Origin of the sequence: Clostridium sp. MSTE9 (genome assembly GCF_000277625.1) — a bacterium.
Classification (GTDB): domain Bacteria; phylum Bacillota; class Clostridia; order Oscillospirales; family Acutalibacteraceae; genus Faecalispora; species Faecalispora jeddahensis.
Genome location: NZ_AKFU01000035.1, coordinates 299892 through 324302 on the forward strand (window position 1 = coordinate 299892; position 24411 = coordinate 324302).

Consider the following 24411-nt stretch of genomic DNA (forward strand, 5'->3'; position numbering starts at 1 on the left):
CTATACTATTTGCACAAAGTGAATATGGAAGCACAATAAACAAAGGCAAGAAAGGATGTTGCCAGCTTATCATACCGAGTTGCAACTCTGCAAAAATGTTTGATTTTATTAAAAAAGCATATTACTAAATGACGTTCCTTTTTTAATGCTTACGATCGGAATTGCTCTGGTTGCGCTGATTCAGTATCCGCTGTGCAATTTCCGGAAAATTCATTGGCGGCAGATTGGGATTTTATTTGAGGCTTTGATTTTGCTGTTGGTGGCTTTTATTCCGCAAAGCAACAATCTGCTGGCAAATAATCTGATTTCTTTTGCCTGCGGCGTTCAGGCGGAAAGCTTTCGGAAGATCGACGGCACTCCGGTAGCCACGATCATGTGTACTGGGAATCTTCGTTCGGCGGCACAGTTGATCTGCGATTCTGTTTATACAAAAGAAAGATCGATGATGAAAAGGGGCCTTATGTTCTATTTCATGATCGCGATTTTTACGCTTGGGGCAGTGCTTGGCAATCTCTGCGTTGGTCTGTGGCGTGAGTCTGCGATTCTGGCAGGCGCGGCGCTGCTGGCTGCTGCGTTTGTTTTGCTGTTGGTCCGCCATGATGCAGAATAGCGGCCCGGCATGCCATGGGCCTGAAAAGATGTGAATGTTCAGAACTGCGGGACAAAAGTATCCGGCAGAAAACATAAAATAGGGGTTGGGAGAGGTCACATATGAAAAAGGGATATTTGTACATTCTGATTACGACTATTTTTTTCAGTACGATGGAGATCATGCTGAAAATCACGGCAGGCGGGTTCCATCCGCTGCAAATTACCGTGCTGCGTTTTTCCATCGGCGCGCTGGTGCTGCTGCCGTTTGCACTCCGGCATCTAAAGAAGAAAAATTGCCGACTGAGCTCTAAGGATTTGCTGTATTTAGCCCTTACCGGCTTTTGCTGTGTCGTCATCAGCATGGTTGTATACCAGATGGCTGTTCTTTATTCGGATGCGTCGATCGTTGCGATTTTGTTCAGCTGCAACCCTGTGTTTGTCATGATACTGGCCGCGCTGGTTCTGAAAGAAAAGGTTTATAAATATTCGATCGTTTCTATCCTCGTCAGCCTTACCGGCATGATGGTGACAATCGATCCTTTCCATGCCAAAGGCTCCGCAACGGGGACCATTCTTTCGGTTCTGGCGGCGATTACCTTTGCGCTGTACAGTGTGATGGGCAAAAAGCACAGCGCCCGTTACGGCAGCGTCGTCACGACCTGCTTCAGTTTTATTTTTGGTGCGGCAGAGCTGTTTGTCCTTGTTCTGCTGACAAAAACAGCGTGGTTTGGCGGCTTCTTAACCGATATTGGGTTAGGCGTGTTTGCCAATACTCCCATTTTTGCTGGTATCACTGCTGATCTGCTGCCCAGCCTTTTGTATATCGGCGTCGGTGTTACCGGCCTGGGCTTTGCATTTTACTTTATGGCGATGGAAGCAACCTCGGCAATCACTACCTCGCTCGTGTTTTTTATCAAACCGGCTCTCGCACCGGTTCTGGCTTTCCTGATTCTTCAGGAACCGCTCACCTCTACAAAGATTGCCGGTATCGTACTGATCTTGATCGGTTCGATGATCACTTTCATTCCCGGCTGGAAGCGCCAGAAGGCCGCCGCTGTACTGGAGGTTGTACCGAGAGAAGCCGCAGCGCAGGAAATCGCTTCTGAGGAGACCGCCGAAAAAGTGCTCCCGGAATAATCTGAATTACGCAAATCCTCTGTCGCAAGCGGCAGGGGATTTTTATGTTTTTCAGGGATATGCAGGGTTTGTCGAATGATTTCACTGGCTTTTTCTTTGGAATCACATTGAAGAAGCGTGTGTAAAATGCTATAATAACTTCACAGCGCAAGCCAAAGCAAATTTTTAAATTTATGATATCTCGTTGGAATCATGTTGTTTTTTCGTTTGGCTGCTTTGTTTTTTCACTTTGCGGTTTCCCACAGGTTTCAGAAAAGGGAAATTCGCACTATCCTGTGAATGAGAAGCCGCTCCTTACGGCACACTAGTACGTAGGAGGTGGCTGAACAAATGGGTAAACACCGCAATCAGCAGATCGATAATCCATCCCCGCGCGAGAACGATAATGAAAGAGAAGAGATCGAGCCCGCACAGGTTGGCAGTGAAAAACAAACAGATCAAATTACAGAGAATGGTTCTATTTTGGCAGGGGACCCCGATCACATGATTCACTGCCTGACGATTATCGGTCAGGTGGAGGGTCATTATATTTTGCCGTCGCAGAACAAGACAACAAAATATGAGCATGTGATCCCGCAGCTGGTCGCCATTGAAGAGGAGCCGAAGGTTCACGGGCTCCTGATTATTCTGAACACGGTAGGCGGCGACGTAGAGGCCGGTCTGGCCATTGCGGAGCTGATGGCCGGGATGAAAAAGCCGACGGTTTCGCTGGTTTTGGGCGGAGGACACTCTATTGGAGTTCCTCTGGCGGTTGCCGCAAAGCATTCTTTTATCGCACAGTCCGCGTCTATGACGATTCACCCGGTTCGCATGAGCGGCCTGGTGCTGGGCGTTCCTCAAACGCTGGAGTATTTTCAGCGGATGCAGGAAAGGATCACGCGGTTTGTCACGCAGAATTCCAAAATGTCGCCGGAGCGCTTTTACGAGCTTTCGATGAACACGCAGGAGCTTGTGATGGATGTTGGAACAGTGCTTACCGGTTCCGATGCCGTAGAGGAAGGTTTGATCGATTCAGTGGGTACGCTTTCAGACGCGCTGGACTGCCTGCGCAATATGATCGATGAAAACCGCGCAAAAGAAAAAAAGATAAAACCACGTTCTACCAGAAAAAGTCCGAAATCGGCAAAGGACACAAAATAATGGGTCCCTGCCGTAAATACGGGCGGCTCCGCTCTGCGGCTGCCGCCGAATTACATATGACGGAGGTTCACGTTGAGTATTCTGCAAGCAATTATTCAGGGAATCGTTCAAGGTGCCACGGAGTTTTTGCCGGTTTCCAGCAGCGGGCATCTTTCGCTGGCACAGCATTTTATGGGGGTAAAGGTCGACAGCCTTTTGTTTGATGTGATGCTTCACATCGGTACATTGCTGGCCGTTTTGATTGTCTACCGCGAGCTGATTCTTCGTCTGATCGTGGCGTTGATCCGCTTGGTGCGGGACGTTTTCACCGGAAAATTCCGCTGGTCTCACATGAGCGCCGACCGCCGGCTGCTTATCATGCTGATGATCGGTCTTTTGCCTCTGTTTTTGCTGTTTGTGCCTGTGCCGGGCACAGGGTACCAGGTAAAGGATTTTGCCGACCTGTGGGCAACGGATTCGGATATTGTGGTGGAGGGCTGCGCGCTGGTCGCGACTTCCATTTTGCTGACGCTGGGCATTCTTGCAACGAAGCGCCAGCGGGGCAGGGGAAGAGCCGGGGCGATATCGGGAAGAAGAAGCTTTGGTGTGCCGGATGCGCTTGCGGTTGGTTTTGCACAATGCGTGGCGGCGGTGTTCCCGGGGCTTTCCCGTTCCGGTTCCACACTTTCTGCCGGATTGATGCGCGGCATCAGCCGCCAAACAGCACTGGATTATTCCTTTGTCATTGGAATTCCTGCGATTGTGGCTGCGGCGGCACTGGAACTGAAGGATGCCTTACATGAGCCGGTTACTGTCGGAATCGCTCCGATTCTTGCGGGAGTTATCACTGCCGCGATCGTTGGCTTTTTGGCGATCAAGCTGCTTCGCTGGATGGTGGCCTCCGACAAGCTGATGATTTTTGTATGGTACACATTGATTTTGGGAATTGTGACCATCGCGATCGGTGTATTTGAGCACCAGACCGGGTGGATTGTTACCTTTCCTTCCTGATTTTGAATGAACATAAAACGAAATAGAATGACATGTTACAATCAGATGTTTTCCTTCTCCGTTTACGGTGAGGCAGAGAATAAGACGTTGTATAGTTATATTACTTTAAAAAGCTGATTTCTTCCCCGCCTTTGGCGGAAAAGAAATCACTGTATTTGCATTAGGCCATTTTGAAGTGAAGAGCTATAACGCGAATGAATTTTATAACAAGGTGAGAATGCTGTGGCAAAACAAAAAACAGTTCAAAAAGAACCCTCTCAGACGAAAAAGAAAGCCAAACGCCCGCCTGCGGCCAATCGACGCCAAAGTACCTCTGCGGCGAAACGCCCTGAATCCAAGCCCAGAACGGAACGGGAGCTGGAGGCTCTGCGCCACCGCAATCAGATGACAGCGGTGGTGATGTTTGCCGTGGCGGCGCTGATGGCGTTTCTGGTACTTGTAAAAGGCGATCATGTATGGAATTGGGCACATAATGTGCTGCTTGGGCTGTTCGGCAACTGCGCGATTCTGTGGCCGATCCTGCTTCTGTACATAGCGATTATTACGGCAGTTGAGCGCATCAGCGATAATATGCGCTTTAAGGTGTGGATGATTTCCGGCATTATTATTATGGTCTGCGCGACCGTGTATATTTTTGGGCCGGAAACAGCCGCGATTCAGCGGGAAACCTATTTTACCCATCTGAAGGAATTGTATGTGCAGGGCGTTGGTCAGCGCGGGGCCGGACTGGTCAGCGGTATGATCGGCGTGCTGTTTGTTTCGGTTCTGGGCTCTGTTGGCTCGAAAATCGTCATCATTCTGCTGTTGTTTGTGATGATTATGCTGCTGACGGGTACCAGCCTGATACAGCTGTTCAGGACTGTTACAAAGCCGATGGATATGGTAGCGGAAAATATCGATGCCGTTCGCGAGCGCCGCGCGCAGGAAAAAGAAAGATCACGCGATCCGAATATCGATATTGCTCTGGATGCGGACGAGCTGCCCGCACACCCGGTAAAATCGGACCGCACACCGGCAGACCCTCAGGAAAAGAGCGAAAAACTGGAGCAGCTGGAGAAAATCTTTAATTTTACCGGCGGTGCTCCTCAGGAAAAAGCGGAAGAGAAGCCTCAGGCGGTACAGGCCTCGGTTCCGGCTTCCACTCCCGTTCCCAGCGTTATCCCCACACCAGTTCAGGTGGTACCTGCTGTTCCCACTTCTTCAGCAGTGCAGGATCCTTCGGGTTCCGCGGCAGCCGCGGCTGCTGCTTTCGTTCAGAAAACCGCCATGCTGCAAAGCGCGGCGCGAGAGACAGCGGTCCGGGCGGCAGAGCCTGTTCAGCAGCCGGAAGGATATCATTTTCCGCCGCTTTCCATGCTCGAATATTCCACCGGAGTCAATCAGGAGGATATTACCGCGGAGCTGCAGAGCAACGGAAATATGCTCGTCGGCACACTGAAAAGCTTTGGGGTGCAGACCAAAATAGTCGACATCAGCCGCGGCCCTGCCGTAACACGGTATGAGCTGCAGCCGGCACCCGGTGTGAAGATCAGCAAGATCACCAACCTCAGCGACGACATCGCTATGAACCTTGCGGCGGCGGGCGTGCGCATTGAAGCGCCGATTCCCGGCAAGGCAGCTGTGGGTATTGAGGTGCCCAATAAAAATATCAATGTGGTTCGCATGCGCGATCTGGTGGAATCGAATCCCTTTGTGTCGGCGAAAAGCAAGCTGACAGTCGCCTTAGGGCGCGATATTGCCGGTGCGGTAGCGGTTACCGATCTGGCAAAGATGCCACATCTGCTGATCGCCGGTTCCACGGGTTCCGGTAAATCGGTGTGCATCAACTCGCTGATTGTCAGCCTTCTGTATAAGTCCACCCCGGATGAGGTGCGTTTTCTGATGGTCGACCCCAAGGTGGTGGAGCTTGGAATTTATAACGGAATTCCGCATCTGCTGGTGCCTGTGGTGACCGATCCCCGCAAGGCGGCCGGTGCGCTGGGCTGGGCCGTAACGGAAATGCTCAAACGCTATAAAATCTTTGCGGAAAATAATGTACGCGACCTTGCTTCTTATAATAAGCTCGCAAAGAGCAAGAATAATCAGGACGAGGACGGCAATCCCATGCCGCATCTGCCGCAGATCGTCATTATTATCGACGAACTGGCGGATTTGATGATGGCCGCGCCGAACGAGGTGGAGGATTCCATCTGCCGTCTGGCGCAGATGGCCCGCGCGGCGGGAATGCATTTGGTCATCGCGACGCAGCGTCCTTCCGTAGACGTTATTACGGGTATCATCAAGGCCAACATCCCAAGCCGAATCGCCTTTGCGGTTTCGTCTCAGATCGATTCCCGCACTATTTTGGATATGGGCGGCGCCGAAAAGCTGCTGGGGCGCGGCGATATGCTCTTTTCGCCCGTCGGATCACAGAAGCCGATCCGCATTCAGGGCTGCTTCGTTAGCGACAGTGAAATCGAATCTGTCGTTACCTATGTGAAAAAGGTGCAGGATTCCGGCTATGATCAGTCGGTCATTGAAGAGATCGAGCGCAACGCAGTGGCAGAGAAGGGCGCTTCTGACGGAGACGGCCCGGATTCAGAAATGACGGACCCCATGATGAACGAAGCGATTAAATGCGTCATCGAGGCGGGACAGGCCTCTACCTCTTTGCTCCAGCGGCGGCTGCGCCTTGGCTATGCCCGCGCAGGGCGTTTGATCGATGAAATGGAGCAACTGGGAGTGGTAGGCCCTCACGAGGGCTCGAAACCGCGTCAGGTGCTTCTGACCCGCCAGCAATACCTTGAAATGACCATGCAGCAGGCGGACCGCGGCGAGCAGGCCTAAGAGACTGCTGGTACTGGTTTTCAGTGTCCTTCGGACAGAAACAGGAAACAGGCTGCGGCTGCATAAAAACTCTGGGATAATCCCTGTACCTTCTGTACGCTTACCCTTAGAGGATTCCTGCGGCACAACTTTAATTTTGTTGTTCCTCAAAATATCCTTTATTTTTCATTTGTATACCAGCCCTAAACCCGCTCAAAGGAGAAATCCTGGGATGAAGCCACAAACGACCCAAGCGGAATTCCGAAAAAAGCGAGCATTTTTGACCGCCCTTGCGGCAGTTCTGCTTTGCCTTGGTATTTTACCCGTTTTGTTTCCAGGAGGGTATTCTGCCTGGTGGCGACAGGCGTTTTCCGCCGTCGGATTGTCCGACTTCTCGAGCGTAGCAGATGGTTATCCCATGTCGATGCATGTGCTTGAGGTTGGGAAAGCCGATTCCATTCTGGTGGAATGCCAGGGGAAATATCTTCTGGTAGATGGCGGAACGCCGGATCAGGCTGAGAACGTGAGCCGCTACCTGGCCAGGCGTGGGGTGACGACCCTCGATTATGTCATTAACACGCATCCGGACAGCGACCATGTCGGCGGGCTTGGCGGGGTGATCGAAGAATTTTCAGTAGACCGCTACTTTATGCCGCAGCTGCCGGAAAAGCTGATTCCGTCTGATTTTGCCTACACCAATACGATGGAAGCTCTGAAGAAAAAGCAGATACCGGTAGAGTATCTGCGCGGCGGCGACGCCCTGAATCTGGGGGAGCTTTCCGTCCAGGTGCTGGCGCCGCTGTCGGTGCTGGACATAACAAATAACAATTCCATTGTACTGATGCTTACATTCGGGCGGACCCGGTTTTTGCTGATGGGCGACGCGGAAACCGAGGAGGAGTCGGCGCTTTTGTCTTCCAAACAGAGTCTTCGCGCGGATGTGCTGAAAGTAGGGCACCACGGCAGTAAAACCTCCAGCACGGCTGCTTTTTTGGCTGCGGTGCGCCCCCAATATGCTGCGGTTTCTGTGGCGGATAGTCATTATGAGCTGCCGAGCCGCGAGGTGATGGATCGTCTGAACCGTTTTTCCGCCACGATTGGGCGTACCGATGTCAGTGGTACGCTGCTATACTGCAGTGACGGAATAAGCGTTACCTATCAAACAGAAAGGTGATTCTATGAAAAATCTGATTGTCGACCGTTTCGAGGGTGTATATGCCATCTGCGAGGACGGAGAGAAAAAATTCTTTGCCATTGAGCTGTCGGAGCTCCCGAAGGATGTACACGAGGGGGACGTGCTGGAAATCGGTGATGACGGAACCCTTTCAGTCAATGCGGAAAAAACTGCGGAACGCCGCAGTCTGATCCGCCGAAAACAGAACTCTCTGTGGGAATCGTGATTTTTTGCAATAAGCAATCCAAAAATGATTCGGAAAATGAAATGCTGCGCAATAAAAAGGGATGGTTTTGGCTCTGGCTGGAACCATCTTTTTTACCGCTGAAAGTGTATATTTTCATTTTTTCTGTTCAAGCTGTTTTGGGAAAGAAAAATCCATTTTAATGAAAAACCAAAGGAATTTTCAGTTTGAAAATTTAATAAAATTTTATCTGAAACCAATTGACAAACCGAATCATTAGGATTAATATAATTATAACATCTAGTTTTTAAAACTACATTACACAGGACGGAGGTGCCTCAAATTGGCAGAACAATCAGAACGGGCGCTGCACTTAAACGGGTATGCGCTCAAAGAAAAAACAAGAGAAGAGAAAAACGAGTGGCGTAAAACCAGGCGCTGCGAATTGGGATTGCCGTCGTACAGTGTAGGAGAAGAGGTTGCGAATGCGGTTACACACGGCATCGGGGTCGTTTTGGCGCTGGTAGCCTTATTTCTTCTGCAGGCGGCGGCTCCAAAAGAGATTTTTCCGCAGGCGGTTGTCAGCATTTATGCAGTAACTCTCTTTTTGCTGTATTTTGTTTCTACCATGTACCATGCCTTTGGCGTGTGCAAGGCCAAGCGCGTGTTTCAGGTGCTGGATCATTGCACCATCTTTCTGCTGATTGCCGGTTCCTATACGCCGATCACATTGATCGCGTTAGCGGGGAAAACGGGCTTTGTCCTTTTTTCTATTGTATGGGCCGCCGCTATTGCCGGCATCCTTTTGAATATAGTGGATATGGAGCGTTTCCGCAAGCTATCGATGATCTGCTACATTGCGATGGGCTGGATTGTCGTGTTTGCATTCGGGCCTTTGATTCAGGCGCTTCAGCTGCGCGATTTGATTTTATTGATTGCAGGCGGCGTTGCTTATACTGTGGGCGCTTTGATTTATCAGAAAGGGAAGAAGACCCCTTACCTGCACTGCGTGTGGCACCTGTTTGTGCTGGCCGGCAGCATCCTGCATTTCTTTATGATTTATCATGTGGTGGAACTGTTGTAAAGAAAGATTTCAAATAATAAAGGGGCCTCCAGAGACGGATTGTTCAGTCTCCGAAGGCCCTTTTGAATCAGGTATTATTTTGCCGAGCGCAAAACCCGATCATTGAAAAGCTCCTGTTCCGAAGAATCTGGAACAGGAGCTTTCTCTTTTGGGAAAATATGTGTTTCTGGTTGTGCTGACAGAAAATCACATAGACAGCTTTTTATTCATCAATTCCACATTGGTGCAGTAAGTGAGCGCGTTTTCCTTGGAAATGATCCCTTCCCGATAAAGGCGCAGCAGGTCGCTGTCCATTGAGAGCATTCCGATTTCCGCGTTTGCAGAAATGGTATTGTCGATCTGATGGGTTTTCGCCTCACGGATCATGTGGCGGATCGCGCTGTTAACAAGCAGGATTTCAAATGCGGGAACAAGGGTACCGTCGATTGAGGGAATCAGCTGCTGGGAAACGACGGCCTGCAGCACCATCGAAAGCTGAACGCGGATTTGATACTGCTGATTCTGTGGAAACACATCGACAATGCGGTCAATCGCATTGGAAGCACCCAGAGTGTGAAGCGTAGAGAAGATCAGCTGGCCGGTTTCAGCCGCCGTTACAGCTGTGGAAATTGTTTCGTAGTCGCGCATTTCACCGATTAAAATCACATCGGGTGCCTGCCGCAGCGCAGCACGAAGCGCCGGAATATATCCCCGGGTATCATTGTCGATTTCGCGCTGGCTGACAATGCTTTTTTTATGTGCATGCAAAAACTCGATCGGGTCTTCAATCGTAATAATATGGCTGTTCCGCGTTTGATTGATCTGTTCGATCAGGCACGCGAGAGTGGTGGTTTTGCCGCTGCCGGCCGGGCCGGTAATCAGAACCAGCCCCCGCTCTTTATTGGCAAGATCCATCACGGCTTGGGGGATGTGGAGTGCGTGAGGCTCGGGGAGTTCAAATCCCAGAATGCGAAGAACGGCCGCACAGGAATTCCGCTGCAGATATGCGTTGCAGCGAAACCGCCCCAGCTTGGGAATGGAAAAGGAGAAATCGTCGTCGCCCTTCTGCAAAAAGGACTGAAAATCACGCTGGCTCGCAATTTCAAATATGCGCGAGATCATCTGCTTTGCGTTGTCCGGCATCAGCTTTTCCTCGTTCATCGGCTGAATCACGTCGTTGATTTTATAGGAAGCCGGGCAGCCAGAGATAATGAAAATATCGGATGCACCTTTTGATACGGCTGTTTGAAGCATTTCCATCATTTCCATGGGGTGAGATTCCTTTCATTTCAGTTAAGGCTGAGAGCCCTGCCAGAGCTCCAGCGGCTGATCGGCTCCGTTCCATTCATTGGAGGCAGCCAGCCGGTAGCTAAGAACCCGGTAGCGCTCCGGCCCGGTTATGGGCTGTATCTCCACCTGGATTTCCTGAACAGAACCCGCAGGTACTGAAAAAGCAATTTTACTGCCGGAAGAATCCGCTGTAAGAGATAAGGAAACATCGTCGATCACCGTACCGTTCAGGTGCCGGGCCAGCTCCGTTTCGTTCACCACGGGATTTTCCTGAAGAAGGCGATAGAGCCTTGCGTCAATACCGCTCAGCACCTGCTGTGCCTTGGAGTCGGCGGCATAATAGGCCTGAACGCTTTGCACGTGCTTTTGTGTGAGATCCCAGTCCGATTTCGCGGCGGAAAAGGACAGGATGCCAAAGGCGGTCAGGCACAAAATGACAAACACCATAAAGAGGGAAGAAAGGCCTACGCCCGGGAACGGCAGTCTTCTGCTCTGCTTCATCTACGCACCCTCCTGTTCTGAGCCGGAAGAGGGGAAATAGCGCTGAGAGGTCAGAGAGAAAAGCTCTTTTTTATCATCGTTTTTCTCGGAATAAACTGAAATCCGCAATGTCATAATGGTACCGGCTTCCACCGGGGTAGACTGAAGCTGCTTTTCCGCGTAGTAAATGCCGCCTGAAGAAACCGGGGCCCAGTTCTCGTCATATTGGGTGAGAAAAATCTCCCCCTGCTCTGTCGTTTTCTTTTCTCCAAAAGCCTGCTCTGCGTCAGCGGGGCTTTTCACAGAGTGCAGTGTTTCTGCAGCCGTTTGCGCGGCTGCCATAGCAAACTGGGTATCTGTGTTCTTTTTTGCGGCGGTGTTCGTTGCAACATAAATCTGCAATACGGCGACGGAAGAAACTGCGAGAAAAAAGATCACAAATAGAATTTCTATAAAAAAAGGATGAATCCGCACGGCGTATTTCATCAGGCTTCACCTCATTCTGTTAAGAGGCTCTTGGGCAGACAGAAACTGAAAATTGCCTGCCGTTCAGAGCAGTTGCGGAGACAACAAATAAATTGCCGCTTTTGGTTACGGCAAACTGTTTGATTTCCGTTATTTTCTCTCCATATTCCGGCTCAAAAGGGTCCTGATCGCCGGCAAAAAGCTCCATTAAATATCCGTCGCGGAAATACAGATAGGTGTTTCCGTTCCGCTCGGCTTCCTCAGAACGAATCAACAGCACCTGTTGACCGTCAAGCGATTCAATCGAAATATTCTCCGCGTTGTCTGCGGAACGAATCTGGTTGGCCGTATAAGAAAGTGCGGCACGAATCTGGTGATTGACAGTGATCGAGTGCAGACTGTTCCGGTAGGAATCGGCTCCCAATATCACCAGAAAAAGCGAAGCGGCGGTAAAAACACAGGCAATCAGCAGAGCGAAGAGGGTTTGCGTAGACTGGTGTGCTTTTGGGTTCACGGCTTGGCCTCCTCGGAATGTCCCCGCTCCACAAGGCGAATTTCGGGCTTAATGTTCGAAGCGAAAATCTGATAGTCGACGTAGTATTTTTTGTCGTCAATATGGATTCCGTAGTTTTCTTCCAGGTATGCAAAGCTGGGAGGGTAGGTTCCCTCAATCGCATAGCAGTTGATGACAGCCCGGTCGATTTTTTGAAGCAGCAGATTACTGGCATTCTGGTGATTGACCCGCTCCAGATGGGTAAAACCGATCGAAAGGACGGCAAGAAGCACTGCAAACAGGGCCACAGATAAAAAACGGCGCATGTTCATGAAAATCCCTCTCTAAATCATGCTGGTCATAATCCCAATCAGCGGAAGCATCACGGAAAGCAGGAGCGCACCGATCACCACAGAAACCAGACCGACCAAAACCGGTTCAATCAGGGCGATTTTCTGGTTCATCAGCTCCAACGCTTCCTCGGTATCGATGTCTGCAATTTTCGACAGAACTTTTTCTATGCTGCCAGCGCTTTCTCCCACGCGGATCATACTGTAGCGCGGCCCGGAGAAGAGCTCGGTCTGCCGCAGGGCGGCTGAAAGGGAGGCTCCATCCTCCACGGCATGAGCCGCTTTCTTCGCGTTTTCAAGGTTGCGCGGGTTCTGCAGAAGTTCCGGCATCAGGTTTAAAGATTCCGAAACGTCGTAACCGCTGCTGAGCAGGATGGACAGCGCAGAAGCAAACTGAGCGGAATCGATCCGGTTGATGATCCTGGCGAGGAAAGGGATTCGGTAGCAGACAGAAAGAAAAGCGGCGTGGCCGCGCTGGGTTCCGGCGAACAGGAGCGCAAGAAGGATGGAAAGCCCAACCAGCAGCATAATGATCACAGTGACCCGGCCGGCGGCGATCCCCATATTGACCGCACGAAACGAAACGGTGGGGTAATCCTCGCCCAGTCCATCGAATACCTGCTGGAATACCGGCAGAATCTTGGCGGAAAGCACACCAAGGATTGCCGCGACCATAAAAATCAGTACCAGGGGATAGGTGACGGCCCCCTTGATCTGGCGCCAGATCTGATCCTCCCGTTCATAGTAAACGGCCAGGACGGCCATCACGTCGTCCAGTCTGCCGGTCTTTTTCCCGATCTCTACCATAGAAACCATATAGGAAGGGAAGAAACCGGATTCGCGCATGGCATGACTGAATGAGCCGCTCTGGGTAACTGCGTCGCACACGCTTTGAAGCATCTTTTTCTGCCTGGGATTTTCAGTGTTTTCACAAATTACGGCAATTCCTTCTTCCAAAGGAATTGCCGATTCTAACATCCAGGAAATTTGTGAGCAGATCAACGAAAGCTCACCTGCTGTAAAAACGGTACGTTCTTTTTGTTGCATGTTGTTTCCTCCGGCTTTCGTCGGTTAATAGATACGGGCCGCCGTGTATCCGGCTCCGATGGTATTGGACGCACCCAGTGTGGAATCCATCAGATTCCAGCCTGTTTTGGATACCTCGATCTTGATGGTGATCCATCCGGTTCCCTGTAAATAAACCTCATTCCAGGCATGTGTGACGGCAAGTGTATCAACAGATCCAACCACCACTTTAGAGGGAATCCCCTGAGAACGGAGCATCGCCGCCATGAGGGAAGAGTAATCAAAGCAGATTCCCTTCTGAGCAGTCAGAACCGCGTCCACATTCGGTACATAGTTGGAGGTTACCTTGGCAGCCTTATCGTAATCATATTTAATGTTTTGAATCATATAGTTGTAAATGGCTTTGAGTTTTTCCACGTCGGTGCCGGAAGCTGCACATAGTTCAGCAGCCTTTTGTGCCGCCAGAGAGGAAGCACTGTAATTGACATACTGATTTGCATGCAGAAACGGGGCCGTTTCGCTCGAGAGCGTCACCGCCAGAGGAACATTATATAATTCTTTATAGTAATTCCCGGATACGTTTTCCAGAACGCGGACGGAATATTGTCCGCTTCCCATTTGCAGGGAGTATGTTTCCGGAACGCCTTTGCTGTTCAAATCGTAATTGTAGGCCGCACTGTCCTTTCTGATCTGAACCTTCAGCCGCTTTTCGACACCCGCATACTTGATCTGAATATAGCCGTTGGAAGCGGTGCTGGCATCAATGATAACGCCATTACGGGAGTATACGGTTGATGCGGCCGTTTGGAACGGAACAGATTCATAGGCCATCTGCTTTACAACACCGTTATTCGATGCAGAGATGCGATTTTCCGTATTTGCGGCGGCGGGACGGTTCAAAAGAGCCGCTGCGGATAAAACACTGTTGCGGGCCGTAACCTCAGCAGAAGTGACCGGCGCGCATGCGCCGAGCAGCGAGGTACTGGCAAGCAGCAAACAAAGCGCAGTTATTTTTTTAGGGCACGGTAGTCTTAACTTTTTCATGGAGGAGCCTCCGAAAAAACGAATTGCGCAAATTTAGAACAGATGGATAAATCTATATAATATGGATTTATCGTCCTATTTTGCTGAGAAAAGTGTCTAGTTCAAAGAAATATTTGGATATTTCAGGAAAAGTTATTGTTTATTTTTAGTATATCATGGGTCATAAAAAAATACAAGAAAATAATCGAAAAGCTTACTTTCTATTTGAGTAGGCTTTTATTACGCTCAAAAATGTGAAGCAACAGATTGTTATGATGTTTCATTCTTTTTTAAGGTTGCAAGTAAATTGACTTCATTATAAAAAGAAAAGGGGCCTATGCTCATGTTTTTCACTGTCAGTCTTCGAAATAAAAAAAATCTGGCCGCTCTGATGATGGTTATGATTCTGCTGGTCACCGGTGTGACAGGGGCCACCGTGGGTGCGCTGGGCATCAACCGGAAATTTGAAGGGGTGCCGCTCACGATTGTAATGTACCACGGGATAGTAAAGGACAGCCGGCACCAGGGAACCTATATGATCTCCCCACAGCTGCTGGAAAGCGACATGAAATATTTAAAAGAGAAGGGCTATACCGCGGTAGTGGTTCAGGATCTCATCGATTATGTCGACAATGATAAGCCTTTGCCGGAAAAGCCCGTGATGCTCACCTTTGACGACGGATACTATAACAACTATTTGTATGCCTACCCCTTGTCCTTAAAATATAATATGAAGATCGTGATCTCGCCGATCGGGTATTTTACGCAAAAGTACAGTGAGTCCGGTGAAGAAAACGAACTGTATTCTCACATTACCTGGACGGAAATCAACGAAATGATGCAATCCGGCATGGTAGAGATTCAGAATCACAGCTACCATCTGCACGGAACCGCCGATACGGGGCGCCTTGGCGCGCAGAAGAACAAACGGGAAAGTATAGAGGCATATACGTCGCTTTTAACCAATGATTTGAGCGAAATGCAGGAGCTTGTCCGCTCCCACACAGGGTGGACGCCCACTGCGTTTACCTATCCGTTTGGAATCATCAGCAAAGAATCCTTCCCGGTCGTGCACACAATGGGCTTTCGGGCCTCTTTAAGCTGTGAGGAACGAATCAACGATATTACCCGCGATCCGGAAAGTCTGTATCTGCTGGGGCGTTTTTTGCGCGCTCCCGGCAAAACGAGCGAAAGTTTTTTTGCTGGACGGCTAAAATAAGCCTTCTTATGATTACCGGTTCTTTCTTTTGTGCATATCATGGAACAAAAGGAGGAAGCTGTCTATGCCCAATATTTATCTTAGTCCGTCCCTGCAGCCGTATAATGAGTACGTAAACGGCGGAAGTGAGCAATATCATATGAATATTCTCGCGGACAATATGGAGCCGTACCTGCGCGCCAATGGAATCCGCTTTACGCGAAATACGGTCGGCATGACTCTCGGCCAGGCAATCCGCGAGTCCAACGCAGGGTATTACGACCTGCATCTGGCACTGCATTCCAATGCTGCGCCCCCGCAACTTTCCGGCCAATTGCGCGGCACTGATGTCTATTACTATCCATACAGCACTGCCGGAAGCCGTGCGGCGGAGATTATTGCCAGAAATTACAAAGAGATTTACCCACTGCCCGATAGGGTGCGCACGATGCCGACCACAACGCTGGCGGAGATCACAAAGACAAACGCCCCGGCGGTTCTGATTGAAACGGCGTACCACGACAACCCCGAAGATGCAGAATGGCTGGTGACCCATATGCCGGAGATCGCGGCCAATCTGGTAAAATCCCTGACAGAGATTTTCGGGATTCCGTTTATCGACAACCCTCAGCCGGCGCGTACCGCAAAGGTTGTAACGCAGGGAGGGAATCTGAACATTCGCAACAGACCCAGTCTGGATGCCGCCGTGATCGGTCAGGCTCCCAATGGCGCCACAATTACCGTTCTGGGAGAATGGCAGGGATGGTATGTTGTCAATTACAACGGCATCATCGGCTATTCCAGCAGCCAGTTTATACGGTAACAGAGGAAAACGCTGCCTGAAAAAATCAGCGGGCTGCTTTGAGCAAGAAAAACCAAAGCTGCGCCTGCCATAAAACCATACCCAAGGTTTTGACACGCGAAAGGAAGCGTACATCTCAGAAAATCGAAAAAGCCATTATGACTAGAAACAGGGAGGCAGCCGATTTGCTGCCTCCCTGTTTTATTGTGGTTCGATTTTTTATCGTTCTTCAATTGTTCATTAGAATTGCCGTGTTACGCTTGAGCATAGTAGGCGGCAAGTATCTCAATCTGCTCTTTGGGAATTCCGAATGCGGCAAAAACCGCCGCCAGTTCGGGATCTTTTTTCAGTGTTTCGGCCAGGAACTTGATCCCGCCTATGGACAGCTCGTTCATCACCTCACCGGATTCATCTTTGGAAAGGTCGGCCACCAGACCCGGCTCGGGCTGTGAGGGAATGGACGGATTACCGATCGTACCGCTGGTTTTTTGAACTACCAGCGCCGACAGAACATTGGGGATGTCCAGTTGGATGTGGTCGTTGAGCTCGGCCCCATTCAGAGTGGTCTCCACTCTTAAACTTGCCTGATCCAGCTGATTGAACGCTGCCGGAAGCTCGGATTCCTCTACATATTTCCCGATTTCATGATTGGGATCGTACAAGGAAACCGTATAAGTGCCGACCAAGGTCTCGGAATCCAGGAACGGAACCATCTTGCATCCGGAATAATCTACATTTATGCCGATGTTTTTCGGCTCTTCTTCGCCTCGGATATCCAGGTGTATTTTACCGGTTCCTTCAGCGGTTTTTGTATTGGTGAAAAGGAAACCGGTCTTCTGGTCGATCAGGAATTCAACCGCGTACTTCTCGTCAGTGATCATATAGTTCAACTGTGCTTTTCCAGTGTTGTCCTGGCTTTCATAAGAATGGGCCAGCAAGTCTCCGTTCTGAGAGAGATAGGAAACCGCGGAAAAAGTGACGCCGTCCTCTTCCAGATTCAGGCTGGTGAAAAGCTCGTCGATGAGTTTGCCGTAGTTTTCTTTTGTAAGCTTCTCCGAAGATGCCTGCGCATCGGTTCCGGCCAATCCTGCAAACAGGCTGTAATTGTCTGACACAAAGGTGTAAAGGTAGTCGTCATTCTTGGCGGCCTCTGCAATTGCTTTTACCATGGCCGCGGTCTGGGGTGCAGTCAACGAGGCCGTCAGTCTCTGTCCCTGAACCGTTACACCGTCAACCGTAATGCTCTGGTCGTTTTCCGCTTTCATTGCAGCTGCGGAAAGGGAATTCGCATAAATAGAGGCAAGGTTATCCAGGCTGTCCTGCAGTTTTACCGGGTCGTATTTTATTTGCGAAATGCTGTAAGGGGTCACCTGAGAAGCCGGATAGCTCTCAGCCACCAAATATTTGTTCAGAATTTCCGGGATATGTATATACGTTTTCCCGTCCTTATAGACAAGTGAATCAACAGTCAGCTTCAGCGCGGACGGATCTGTTATTGTAAGGCTGGTCTGTGTGCCTTTTTCATTAATAAGCGTTTTTGCGCTCATGTTCAGGCTGTTCAGGTATTCCATTGTTTTCTGAACCGCCGCAGACTGTTCCGCCGGAAGGTTAAGATCTTTTAAAAGCTGATCTTGTAATTTGACATTGAACTGCACGGCAGAATTCAGTGTTTTCGGCTTATCATAGCCCTGGGCCAGACCGACGCCTTTATCCAGGATAGATACGAGCTGTTTCGCGCTTTCTTGTGCCGTTGCCAACTCGATGTTTTGTGCGTATTTGGTTTTGCCCTGAGTCAACTGCATGAAGTCGCGGTTGAAAAAGAGCTTACCCACCGTAACCACTCCAGCCAGCAGAACAAAAACTGATACCAGTGCTATGATGGCGATTTTAATTTTTCCGGGCTTTCCCGGTCCGGCTCCATTCACCGGGATCGATCCATTTTCTTCACCCGAGCATTGTTCGCATAAAGATTCCCCGTTGCTCGTGGTATTTCCGCATTTTGTGCAAGTCATTAGAACACTCCTTCAATATTTCTTTTTGGATTGCTGTAACGGGATATATATCCATTATAAGCCATTGTCCTGTACCAAGGAACCGGTAGATATTGGTTGTTTTGGGCATATGTGGGAAAACACGAGTTAAAGGGATTCCCGGATTTCCGGAAAAGAAATCCCCAAATAAAAAACAAGCCGGCAGTCTCAATGGCTGCCAGCTTGTTTTTTATTGTGCTTACGAACACAAATCCTGAATCCTTGTGCTAAAGTGAGCTTCACCAAGACCATAAAACCTCGCTGCACAGGCAACGCCTGAAAGTGCTTTGCATGTCGATATTTTCATTTGGTTCAGGCAATAAGTATCAATCCAGGTTGCTGCGTGTTACTTTTTGCAGCAGGAAAGACTCAGAGAATCTTTTTCCTTTTGCGGGGTTTTTCCGCGTGTACAGCAGGGACGGCCTCCAGATGGTAAAAACCCTTGACCATACGATAGATGATCGTGATAACACACGCCGAAAAGATCATCATTACCGCGATAACCAACAGCATCGGCGCAGTGAGATGAACCAGAGAGAAGAAGTCATGGAACAGCAGCATGGCGGTTAAAAATCCGAGAGACATACAGTAGAACAGCACCTTTCGCAGGGTGTTGAACGGCAGGCAAATGCTCAGCAGGTTCATCAAGCCGGTAGCGCCGATCAGAATCACGCTGACGGTGGACACCTCATCATCCGACAAATGAAAGAAGGTGCCGACCGGCATCAAAATGATGATCGTGAGCGCCATGGCGAGCATGCCCGGCAGAGATTTTGTAAGGATGTTGACGATGAATTTTCCTCGGATTCTGTCTTTATTTGGCTCCATTGCCAGAATAAAGGATGGAACGCCGATTGCAAACAGGTTGATCAGAGAAAACTGAATGGGCTGTAGGGGATAGTCATACGGCGCGAAGATAAAGTATACGGCGATAATCGCGGAGAAAAACGCTTTTACCAGAAACAGGCAGGCTGAACGCTGAAGGTTATTGATCGAACGCCGCCCTTCGTGCACTACCTTGGGAAGGGAGGCAAAATTCGAGTCCAGCAGCACCAGCTGAGAAACGGTTCTGGCGGCGTCGCTTCCCGAAGCCATCGCAATGCTGCAGTCGGCCTCCTTCAGGGCCAGAACATCGTTGACGCCGTCACCGGTCATTGCGACCGTGTGATGTTTCGCCTTCAGTATTTTGACGAGATCGAGCTTCTGCTGCGGGGTTACGCGGCCGAAAACCGTGTAGCGTTCGGCGGCTTCCGCCAGGTCTTCCGGTGTTTTCAGAGTTGTTGCATCCACGTAGTTGTCTGCATTTTCCATACCGGCCTTTTGGGCAATGTTTGAAACCGTAATTGGATTGTCACCCGAAATCACCTTGAGATCAACGCCCTGCTCGGCAAAATACATCAATGTCTGAGGGGCCTCCGGCCTGATTCTGTCGCTGAACAAAAGCAGGGCCATCGGCTCCAGCTCGCCCGAAAGCTCCTTGTCCTGAAAGCGCCCGGCGGATTTTACGAGCAGCAGAACCCGCTGTCCGCTTTGTGCATAAGAATCGGCGTCGCGCCGGATGTCGGAGGACTTGTCCGGCAGAAGAATCTCCGGCGCGCCGAGGATAAAGCTGCCCTGATTTTCAAAAAAAGCGCCGCTCCATTTTTTGGCGGAGGAAAACGGGATGATCTCCTCACAGTTCCAGCCGGGAGGGGAAGAGAAGCTTTTGCGCACCGCGTCCATGGTGGGATTGTTGTCCGGCAGTGCGGTGGTCAGGGCGCACAGAGCGGTTTCCGCCTGTTCCTGCTCCGTGCCATTACAAAGAACCAGGTCGTCAAACTGTAAGGTGCCTTCGGTAATCGTGCCGGTCTTGTCCAGGCACAGGACATCGACGCGGGCCAGCGTTTCGATACAATACAGCTCCTGAACGAGCGTTTTGTGCGAAGCAAGGCGAATGACGCTGACAGCCAGCACGACGCTCGTCAGAAGAACCAGCCCTTCGGGGATCATGCCGACCAGAGCGCCTACTGTACTGACGATCGATTTGGAAAATGCAGTCTGCAGAACATAGTGCTGCTTATAAAACAGAGTCAGCCCGATCGGTACGATGATGGCTCCAATTACCTGAATAATGCGGTTAATCCAGGTCATGATTTCAGAATTTGGCTTTTTCAGGTATTTGGCATCCTGAGAAATCTGCTCCGCGTAATTGTCCTTTCCAACATGTTCTACCTGAGCGTGGCAGGCTCCGCTGACGATAAAGCTGCCCGAAAGCATCGTGTCGCCCGGCTTTTTAGGAACAGGATCCGATTCGCCGGTCAGCAGGGATTCGTTTACTTCGCACTCGCCGCTGCATATGATACAATCGGTGCAGATTTGGTTGCCCGCTTCCAAAAACAGAATATCGTCCAAAACAACGTCGTGGACTTCAATGGTGAGCTGTTCGCCGTTTCGGATCACCTTGGCTTTCGGCTCGGCAATCAAAGCCAGGCGATCTATGGTTCGTTTGGCACGAATTTCCTGAAAAATTCCAATCAGAAGGTTGCTGAGGATAACACCCATAAACAGCAGGTTCTTATAGGAACCTACCAGTAAAATCAAAGAGGCCAGAACGGCGTTTAATATGTTAAAGGGTGTAACAATATTCTGTAAAACAATTTCTTTCACCGACTTTGTCTTTATGTCTGATTCCCCGTTAAAAAGACCTTGTTGCCGCCGTTGGTCAATTTGTTCCTGCGTCAGTCCGGTTGAATAGTCGGGATGAAACCGTTCAAAATAAGTTTGTGACGGTTCAGTCATTTGTTTTCATCCACCTTATGTTTTTTAACAGTATACCCTAAACAGAAAAAAGGATTGGCTTCAATCTCTGAAAATTCAAAATCACGTCATAATTTTTGTAGAGTTATCCAAAAAACGCAGATATGGCATTTCTCCATTTAACAATTATGCGTCTTGTTGCAAATCTTATTTGTGGTATAATGGATGATTAGTGAAGGTGAACAGAAAATGAGTTGTAATTTCACAATTCTGTGCAGGTGAATTTCTGCTGCAGAAAGAAAGGAGATTGATACCATTTTTAAGCAAGACGCGTTCGATTTTATCTCTTTAAAATCGGGCAAGGACCTGAACGGCATGTTGGTGCTGTTTCTGACGATATCTATTTTTCTACCGTTTTATGTCAGTATGGCGGCCGTTTCATTGATTGCATTTATGACGGTTATCAATTACGAAAGACGAGCAGAGGCTTTTGGAGATCCGTATTCTATAGGAATTGTATTATTTTTTCTGTTTACCGGTTTTGTCGGGCAAGTATACAATAACCATATTGGAAGCGCTTATTCATTGTTTGCCGCGGCTCTTTTGGTCTGCGGGTTCTATATCCGCAGCTTTATGACGAAGCAGCTTTTTGATCAGGCGATGGATACCGCCTGCCTGAGCAGTGTGGCGTGTGCAGTGGTGGCAGTATTTCAAAAGATTTCCACTTACGCGACGGAGCCTTCGTTCCGCCCGATCTCAACGTTCACTAACGCAAATTTCTATGCGACCATGATCGAATTTGTTGTTCTGATCGCTCTTTATCGGATGATTACCAATGCACAGAATCGTCGGTTTTATCTGATCGTGATCGCCAGCAATCTTGTGGGGCTTTATCTTTCGGCCAGCATGTCGGCCATCTTTTCTCTCGGACTTGCGGTGCTTGTATTCCTTTTCCTGAAAGGGAAGCGCAAAGTCGCAACGATCATCGGCGTCAGCGGGATATTCCTGGTGGCAGCCGGTCTGATGATGCCGGAGCTGTTCCCCCGCATTGAGTTTATTGATCAATCATGGGATCAGCGGGTCAACATCTGGATGACTTCCGTCAAGGGAATCGAGCATCATCCGTTCTTTGGCCAGGGCGCGGCAGCCTACCGTTTGGCCTGTGAAGAATATTTTGGATACAAAACATATCACGCTCACAACCTGTATCTGGATACATTATTGAATTTTGGTCTGGTCGGCGCAGCGGTGATTACTGGATATTTGTATTGTCAGGCTAAAATTGTACTGACTCGTTTCCGCAGCAGAATCTGCGGGAACATGAATATTCTTCTGGCCGCTTGTTCCTGCGCTATTTTGGTACACGGCTTTACAGATGTTACGATCTTCTGGGGTCAGACCGCAATGCTGTTCCTTCTGATTTTTTCTTCCACCGGTATCAACGCTGTTTACGCGGGCGGAATCCTTCGTGTGCGTCAGCGTCTGGCAACAGCCACCGGCTATTTGGAACGCTCCAATCGGGGTGCGGCGGTATTTAAAAACTAATCTGGTTTTTCTGAAAGGCCTTCGCTTTGTGCGGAGGCCTTTTTCTATGCTGCTTTCAGAATACGAAAATCCTCTCGAAAAATGGTCTAAAGCAAAATTCGGGGCATATCATTGAAAACGGGAGGGATGATAATGAGCTCATCGGAAGAGTGCAGATTTTTGATGTGCAGTCTGGATAAGACTTTCAGCAGCGCCGGAACCGAAGTATTGACGGTAAAGATTGAGTACCCGAAATTTGAGCTTCCCGAATGCGGAAGAATGGAAACGATCATCAATCGCTGCATCTGGGGGCAGGTGGAATGCTTTTTTCATGACGCGGCGACAATCCTGTTTCGCCAGGCGGCCTGCGCACTGCATAATGCAAACGACTCGGAAGATAAGGTGCCCTTCCACCCGTATGATGCCGTTCTGCAGTATCAGGTGACTGCCTGCAATTCCTGCTATGTCAGCCTGTATCGCGATGCCTATGAGTATACGGGCGGAGCACACGGCAATACCATCCGCCGTTCCGATACCTGGTCGCTGAAAGCGTGCAGGGCTGTTCAGGCGTGCGATTTCTTTCATCCGAAAACGAACTTTCGGAAAGCGCTTCTGGATGAAATCCTGTTTCAGGCCGATGAAAATATGAGAAAATGTCCCGGTATTTATTTTGATAATTACCGCAAGCTGATCACGCGGTATTTTAATCCCAACCGGTTTTATCTTACGGATAACAGTGTGGCTTTTTATTTCCAGCTGTATGAAATCGCGCCGTATGTTTCCGGAATCGTTACCTTCTCCATTCCGTTTGATCAACTGGAATGCCCCCCGGTTTGCCAGCAATAGAGAAAATTTTGCCCCTGCCTGTAATGACCGGCAGAGGGCATTTCTCTTTGCGGGAAAAACATGGCAAGGGGAAAGGTTTTATGCTATAATAACCTCACGGCAGGCTGAGCCTGCACGCACGTCGCGGGGAAGCAAAACGAAATAAATTTCCTGTTTTCACGCGCAAACGACATTAGCGCGACTGCCGACAGCGCCCTTGCCGACCGATTTTTGCTTAACGCCGCCTTGCAGCGAAAGCAGGTGCCTGCCCCGGCGATGAGGGGCAAGCGCTACGCCAGCAGAATTGCCCTGGGAGAATTCGCAGAAAATTCGTCTTTCCATACCAAATATAAAAGAACAAAAGAAATATTCACCCCGGTAAAAGGGGCAGACCTACGCCAATAGAAGCCTACTGCGGCAGGGCTGCACAGAAAAAGAATCGTATGATCTAACGCATCATTGTGTACAAAATGGGGGAGAAGAAAAATGAATGCTAAAGAAGAGTTTGAAGAAATCTATACTGCAAATATTCACCGCAGCGGCAGCCGGGAGTTTCTGGAATGGCTTTCCACCACCGACTTTTTTACTGCTCCGGCCAGCACAAAATTTCATTGCGCCTGCCTGGGCGGCCTTGCACAGCACAGCGTCAATGTATACCGCGTGATGCGCGAAAAGCATTTTGAAGAGGGAAAAGACAACGAAGAGAGCTTCGCTATCTGCGGACTTCTGCATGATGTGTGCAAGGCGCAATATTATAAAACCTCCACAAAGAACGTAAAGAATGAGGAAACCGGTGCGTGGGAGAAGCGTCCGTTTTACATGGTAGAGGACAGCTTTCCATATGGACATGGAGAAAAGTCCGTCTTTCTGATCGAGCGCTTTCTTCGCTTGAAGCCCGCGGAGGCTGTGGCGATCCGCTGGCATATGGGCGGCTTCGACGATTCCGCGCGCTCCGGGAACTTCGCGATCAGCCTTGCTTATCAAAAATATCCGATCGCGGTCAAGCTGCATTTGGCAGATTTGGAATCGACTTATCTGCGCGAAAAAGGGACCTCCTCCGCACATTGACAAAATGTCCATGATTT

22 protein-coding genes and 1 pseudogene are annotated in these 24411 nt (G+C 49.6%); 13 read left to right on the plus strand and 10 right to left on the minus strand.

Features of this window, described 5'->3' with window-relative positions; genetic code table 11:
- Positions 1 to 5: 5 nt before the first annotated feature.
- A pseudogene (locus HMPREF1141_RS17715) lies at positions 6 to 149 on the minus strand (IS4/IS5 family transposase); the annotation flags it as partial.
- Positions 150 to 154: 5 nt separating this feature from the next.
- Between HMPREF1141_RS17715 and HMPREF1141_RS10275 the strand changes: the two are divergent.
- The 8 genes from HMPREF1141_RS10275 (at position 155) to HMPREF1141_RS10310 (ending at position 9105) form a co-directional block, all read left to right on the plus strand.
- Positions 155 to 610 (plus strand): YoaK family protein, encoded by a 456-nt coding sequence (locus tag HMPREF1141_RS10275; RefSeq protein WP_242824596.1) that lies wholly within the window; start codon positions 155 to 157, stop codon positions 608 to 610.
- A 101-nt stretch (positions 611 to 711) separates the two neighbouring features.
- Positions 712 to 1728 (plus strand): DMT family transporter, encoded by a 1017-nt coding sequence (locus HMPREF1141_RS10280; protein ID WP_009063496.1) that lies wholly within the window; start codon positions 712 to 714, stop codon positions 1726 to 1728.
- A 330-nt stretch (positions 1729 to 2058) separates the two neighbouring features.
- Positions 2059 to 2868: an ATP-dependent Clp protease proteolytic subunit gene (locus HMPREF1141_RS10285; RefSeq protein WP_009063556.1), complete on the plus strand. Its 810-nt coding sequence runs from the start codon at positions 2059 to 2061 to the stop codon at positions 2866 to 2868.
- A 72-nt stretch (positions 2869 to 2940) separates the two neighbouring features.
- On the plus strand, positions 2941 to 3858 hold the full coding sequence (locus tag HMPREF1141_RS10290; protein WP_009063734.1) for an undecaprenyl-diphosphate phosphatase: 918 nt from the start codon (positions 2941 to 2943) through the stop codon (positions 3856 to 3858).
- A gap of 222 nt (positions 3859 to 4080) precedes the next feature.
- Positions 4081 to 6684 carry a DNA translocase FtsK gene (locus tag HMPREF1141_RS10295; protein WP_009063979.1) on the plus strand — a complete coding sequence of 868 codons (2604 nt, stop codon included), beginning with the start codon at positions 4081 to 4083 and terminating at the stop codon, positions 6682 to 6684.
- A 211-nt stretch (positions 6685 to 6895) separates the two neighbouring features.
- Positions 6896 to 7837: an MBL fold metallo-hydrolase gene (locus HMPREF1141_RS10300; RefSeq protein WP_009063999.1), complete on the plus strand. Its 942-nt coding sequence runs from the start codon at positions 6896 to 6898 to the stop codon at positions 7835 to 7837.
- Positions 7838 to 7841: 4 nt separating this feature from the next.
- On the plus strand, positions 7842 to 8063 hold the full coding sequence (locus tag HMPREF1141_RS10305) for a DUF3006 domain-containing protein (protein ID WP_009063404.1): 222 nt from the start codon (positions 7842 to 7844) through the stop codon (positions 8061 to 8063).
- Between the two features lie 301 nt (positions 8064 to 8364).
- Positions 8365 to 9105 carry a hemolysin III family protein gene (locus tag HMPREF1141_RS10310; protein WP_009063987.1) on the plus strand — a complete coding sequence of 247 codons (741 nt, stop codon included), beginning with the start codon at positions 8365 to 8367 and terminating at the stop codon, positions 9103 to 9105.
- A gap of 186 nt (positions 9106 to 9291) precedes the next feature.
- Here HMPREF1141_RS10310 and HMPREF1141_RS10315 read toward each other — a convergent pair whose 3' ends face one another.
- From HMPREF1141_RS10315 to HMPREF1141_RS10345, 7 genes are read right to left on the minus strand one after another with little or no spacing between them, the layout of a single operon-like run.
- Positions 9292 to 10353: a PilT/PilU family type 4a pilus ATPase gene (locus HMPREF1141_RS10315; protein ID WP_009063965.1), complete on the minus strand. Its 1062-nt coding sequence runs from the start codon at positions 10351 to 10353 to the stop codon at positions 9292 to 9294.
- Between the two features lie 24 nt (positions 10354 to 10377).
- Entirely contained in the window at positions 10378 to 10875 is a 498-nt protein-coding gene (locus tag HMPREF1141_RS10320; protein ID WP_009064026.1) for a hypothetical protein, read from the minus strand.
- Complete coding sequence (locus tag HMPREF1141_RS10325; protein WP_009063775.1) at positions 10876 to 11340, minus strand: hypothetical protein; 465 nt, start codon at positions 11338 to 11340, stop codon at positions 10876 to 10878. It lies immediately after the preceding gene.
- 19 nt (positions 11341 to 11359) lie between these two features.
- Positions 11360 to 11833 (minus strand): DUF4860 domain-containing protein, encoded by a 474-nt coding sequence (locus HMPREF1141_RS10330; RefSeq protein ID WP_009063957.1) that lies wholly within the window; start codon positions 11831 to 11833, stop codon positions 11360 to 11362.
- Positions 11830 to 12144, minus strand: coding sequence for a hypothetical protein (locus tag HMPREF1141_RS10335; RefSeq protein WP_009063667.1), 315 nt, complete (start codon positions 12142 to 12144; stop codon positions 11830 to 11832). The genes HMPREF1141_RS10330 and HMPREF1141_RS10335 overlap by 4 nt, the downstream gene beginning before the upstream one ends.
- Positions 12145 to 12156: 12 nt before the next feature.
- Entirely contained in the window at positions 12157 to 13209 is a 1053-nt protein-coding gene (locus HMPREF1141_RS10340; protein ID WP_009063817.1) for a type II secretion system F family protein, read from the minus strand.
- A 24-nt stretch (positions 13210 to 13233) separates the two neighbouring features.
- Positions 13234 to 14232 (minus strand): transglutaminase-like domain-containing protein, encoded by a 999-nt coding sequence (locus HMPREF1141_RS10345; protein ID WP_009063571.1) that lies wholly within the window; start codon positions 14230 to 14232, stop codon positions 13234 to 13236.
- A 322-nt stretch (positions 14233 to 14554) separates the two neighbouring features.
- Here HMPREF1141_RS10345 and HMPREF1141_RS10350 point away from each other — a divergent pair, with 322 nt between their 5' ends.
- Entirely contained in the window at positions 14555 to 15430 is an 876-nt protein-coding gene (locus HMPREF1141_RS10350; protein WP_009064353.1) for a polysaccharide deacetylase family protein, read from the plus strand.
- Between the two features lie 64 nt (positions 15431 to 15494).
- Entirely contained in the window at positions 15495 to 16232 is a 738-nt protein-coding gene (locus HMPREF1141_RS10355) for an N-acetylmuramoyl-L-alanine amidase (RefSeq protein ID WP_009063800.1), read from the plus strand.
- A 233-nt stretch (positions 16233 to 16465) separates the two neighbouring features.
- On the opposite strand, the gene HMPREF1141_RS10360 is transcribed toward HMPREF1141_RS10355, so the two are convergent.
- The gene (locus HMPREF1141_RS10360) at positions 16466 to 18223 is read right to left on the minus strand and encodes a hypothetical protein (RefSeq protein WP_009063695.1); all 1758 of its coding nucleotides are present in this window, start codon (positions 18221 to 18223) and stop codon (positions 16466 to 16468) included.
- A gap of 387 nt (positions 18224 to 18610) precedes the next feature.
- Positions 18611 to 21019 carry a cation-translocating P-type ATPase gene (locus HMPREF1141_RS10365; protein ID WP_035316900.1) on the minus strand — a complete coding sequence of 803 codons (2409 nt, stop codon included), beginning with the start codon at positions 21017 to 21019 and terminating at the stop codon, positions 18611 to 18613.
- 333 nt (positions 21020 to 21352) lie between these two features.
- On the opposite strand from HMPREF1141_RS10365, the gene HMPREF1141_RS10370 reads away from it, so the two are divergent.
- From HMPREF1141_RS10370 to HMPREF1141_RS10380, 3 genes are all read left to right on the plus strand, one after another.
- Entirely contained in the window at positions 21353 to 22522 is a 1170-nt protein-coding gene (locus tag HMPREF1141_RS10370; protein WP_009063552.1) for an O-antigen ligase family protein, read from the plus strand.
- A gap of 132 nt (positions 22523 to 22654) precedes the next feature.
- Positions 22655 to 23347, plus strand: coding sequence for a DUF3298 and DUF4163 domain-containing protein (locus HMPREF1141_RS10375; RefSeq protein ID WP_009063764.1), 693 nt, complete (start codon positions 22655 to 22657; stop codon positions 23345 to 23347).
- A gap of 465 nt (positions 23348 to 23812) precedes the next feature.
- Positions 23813 to 24394, plus strand: coding sequence for an HD domain-containing protein (locus HMPREF1141_RS10380; RefSeq protein ID WP_009064287.1), 582 nt, complete (start codon positions 23813 to 23815; stop codon positions 24392 to 24394).
- Positions 24395 to 24411: the final 17 nt, after the last annotated feature.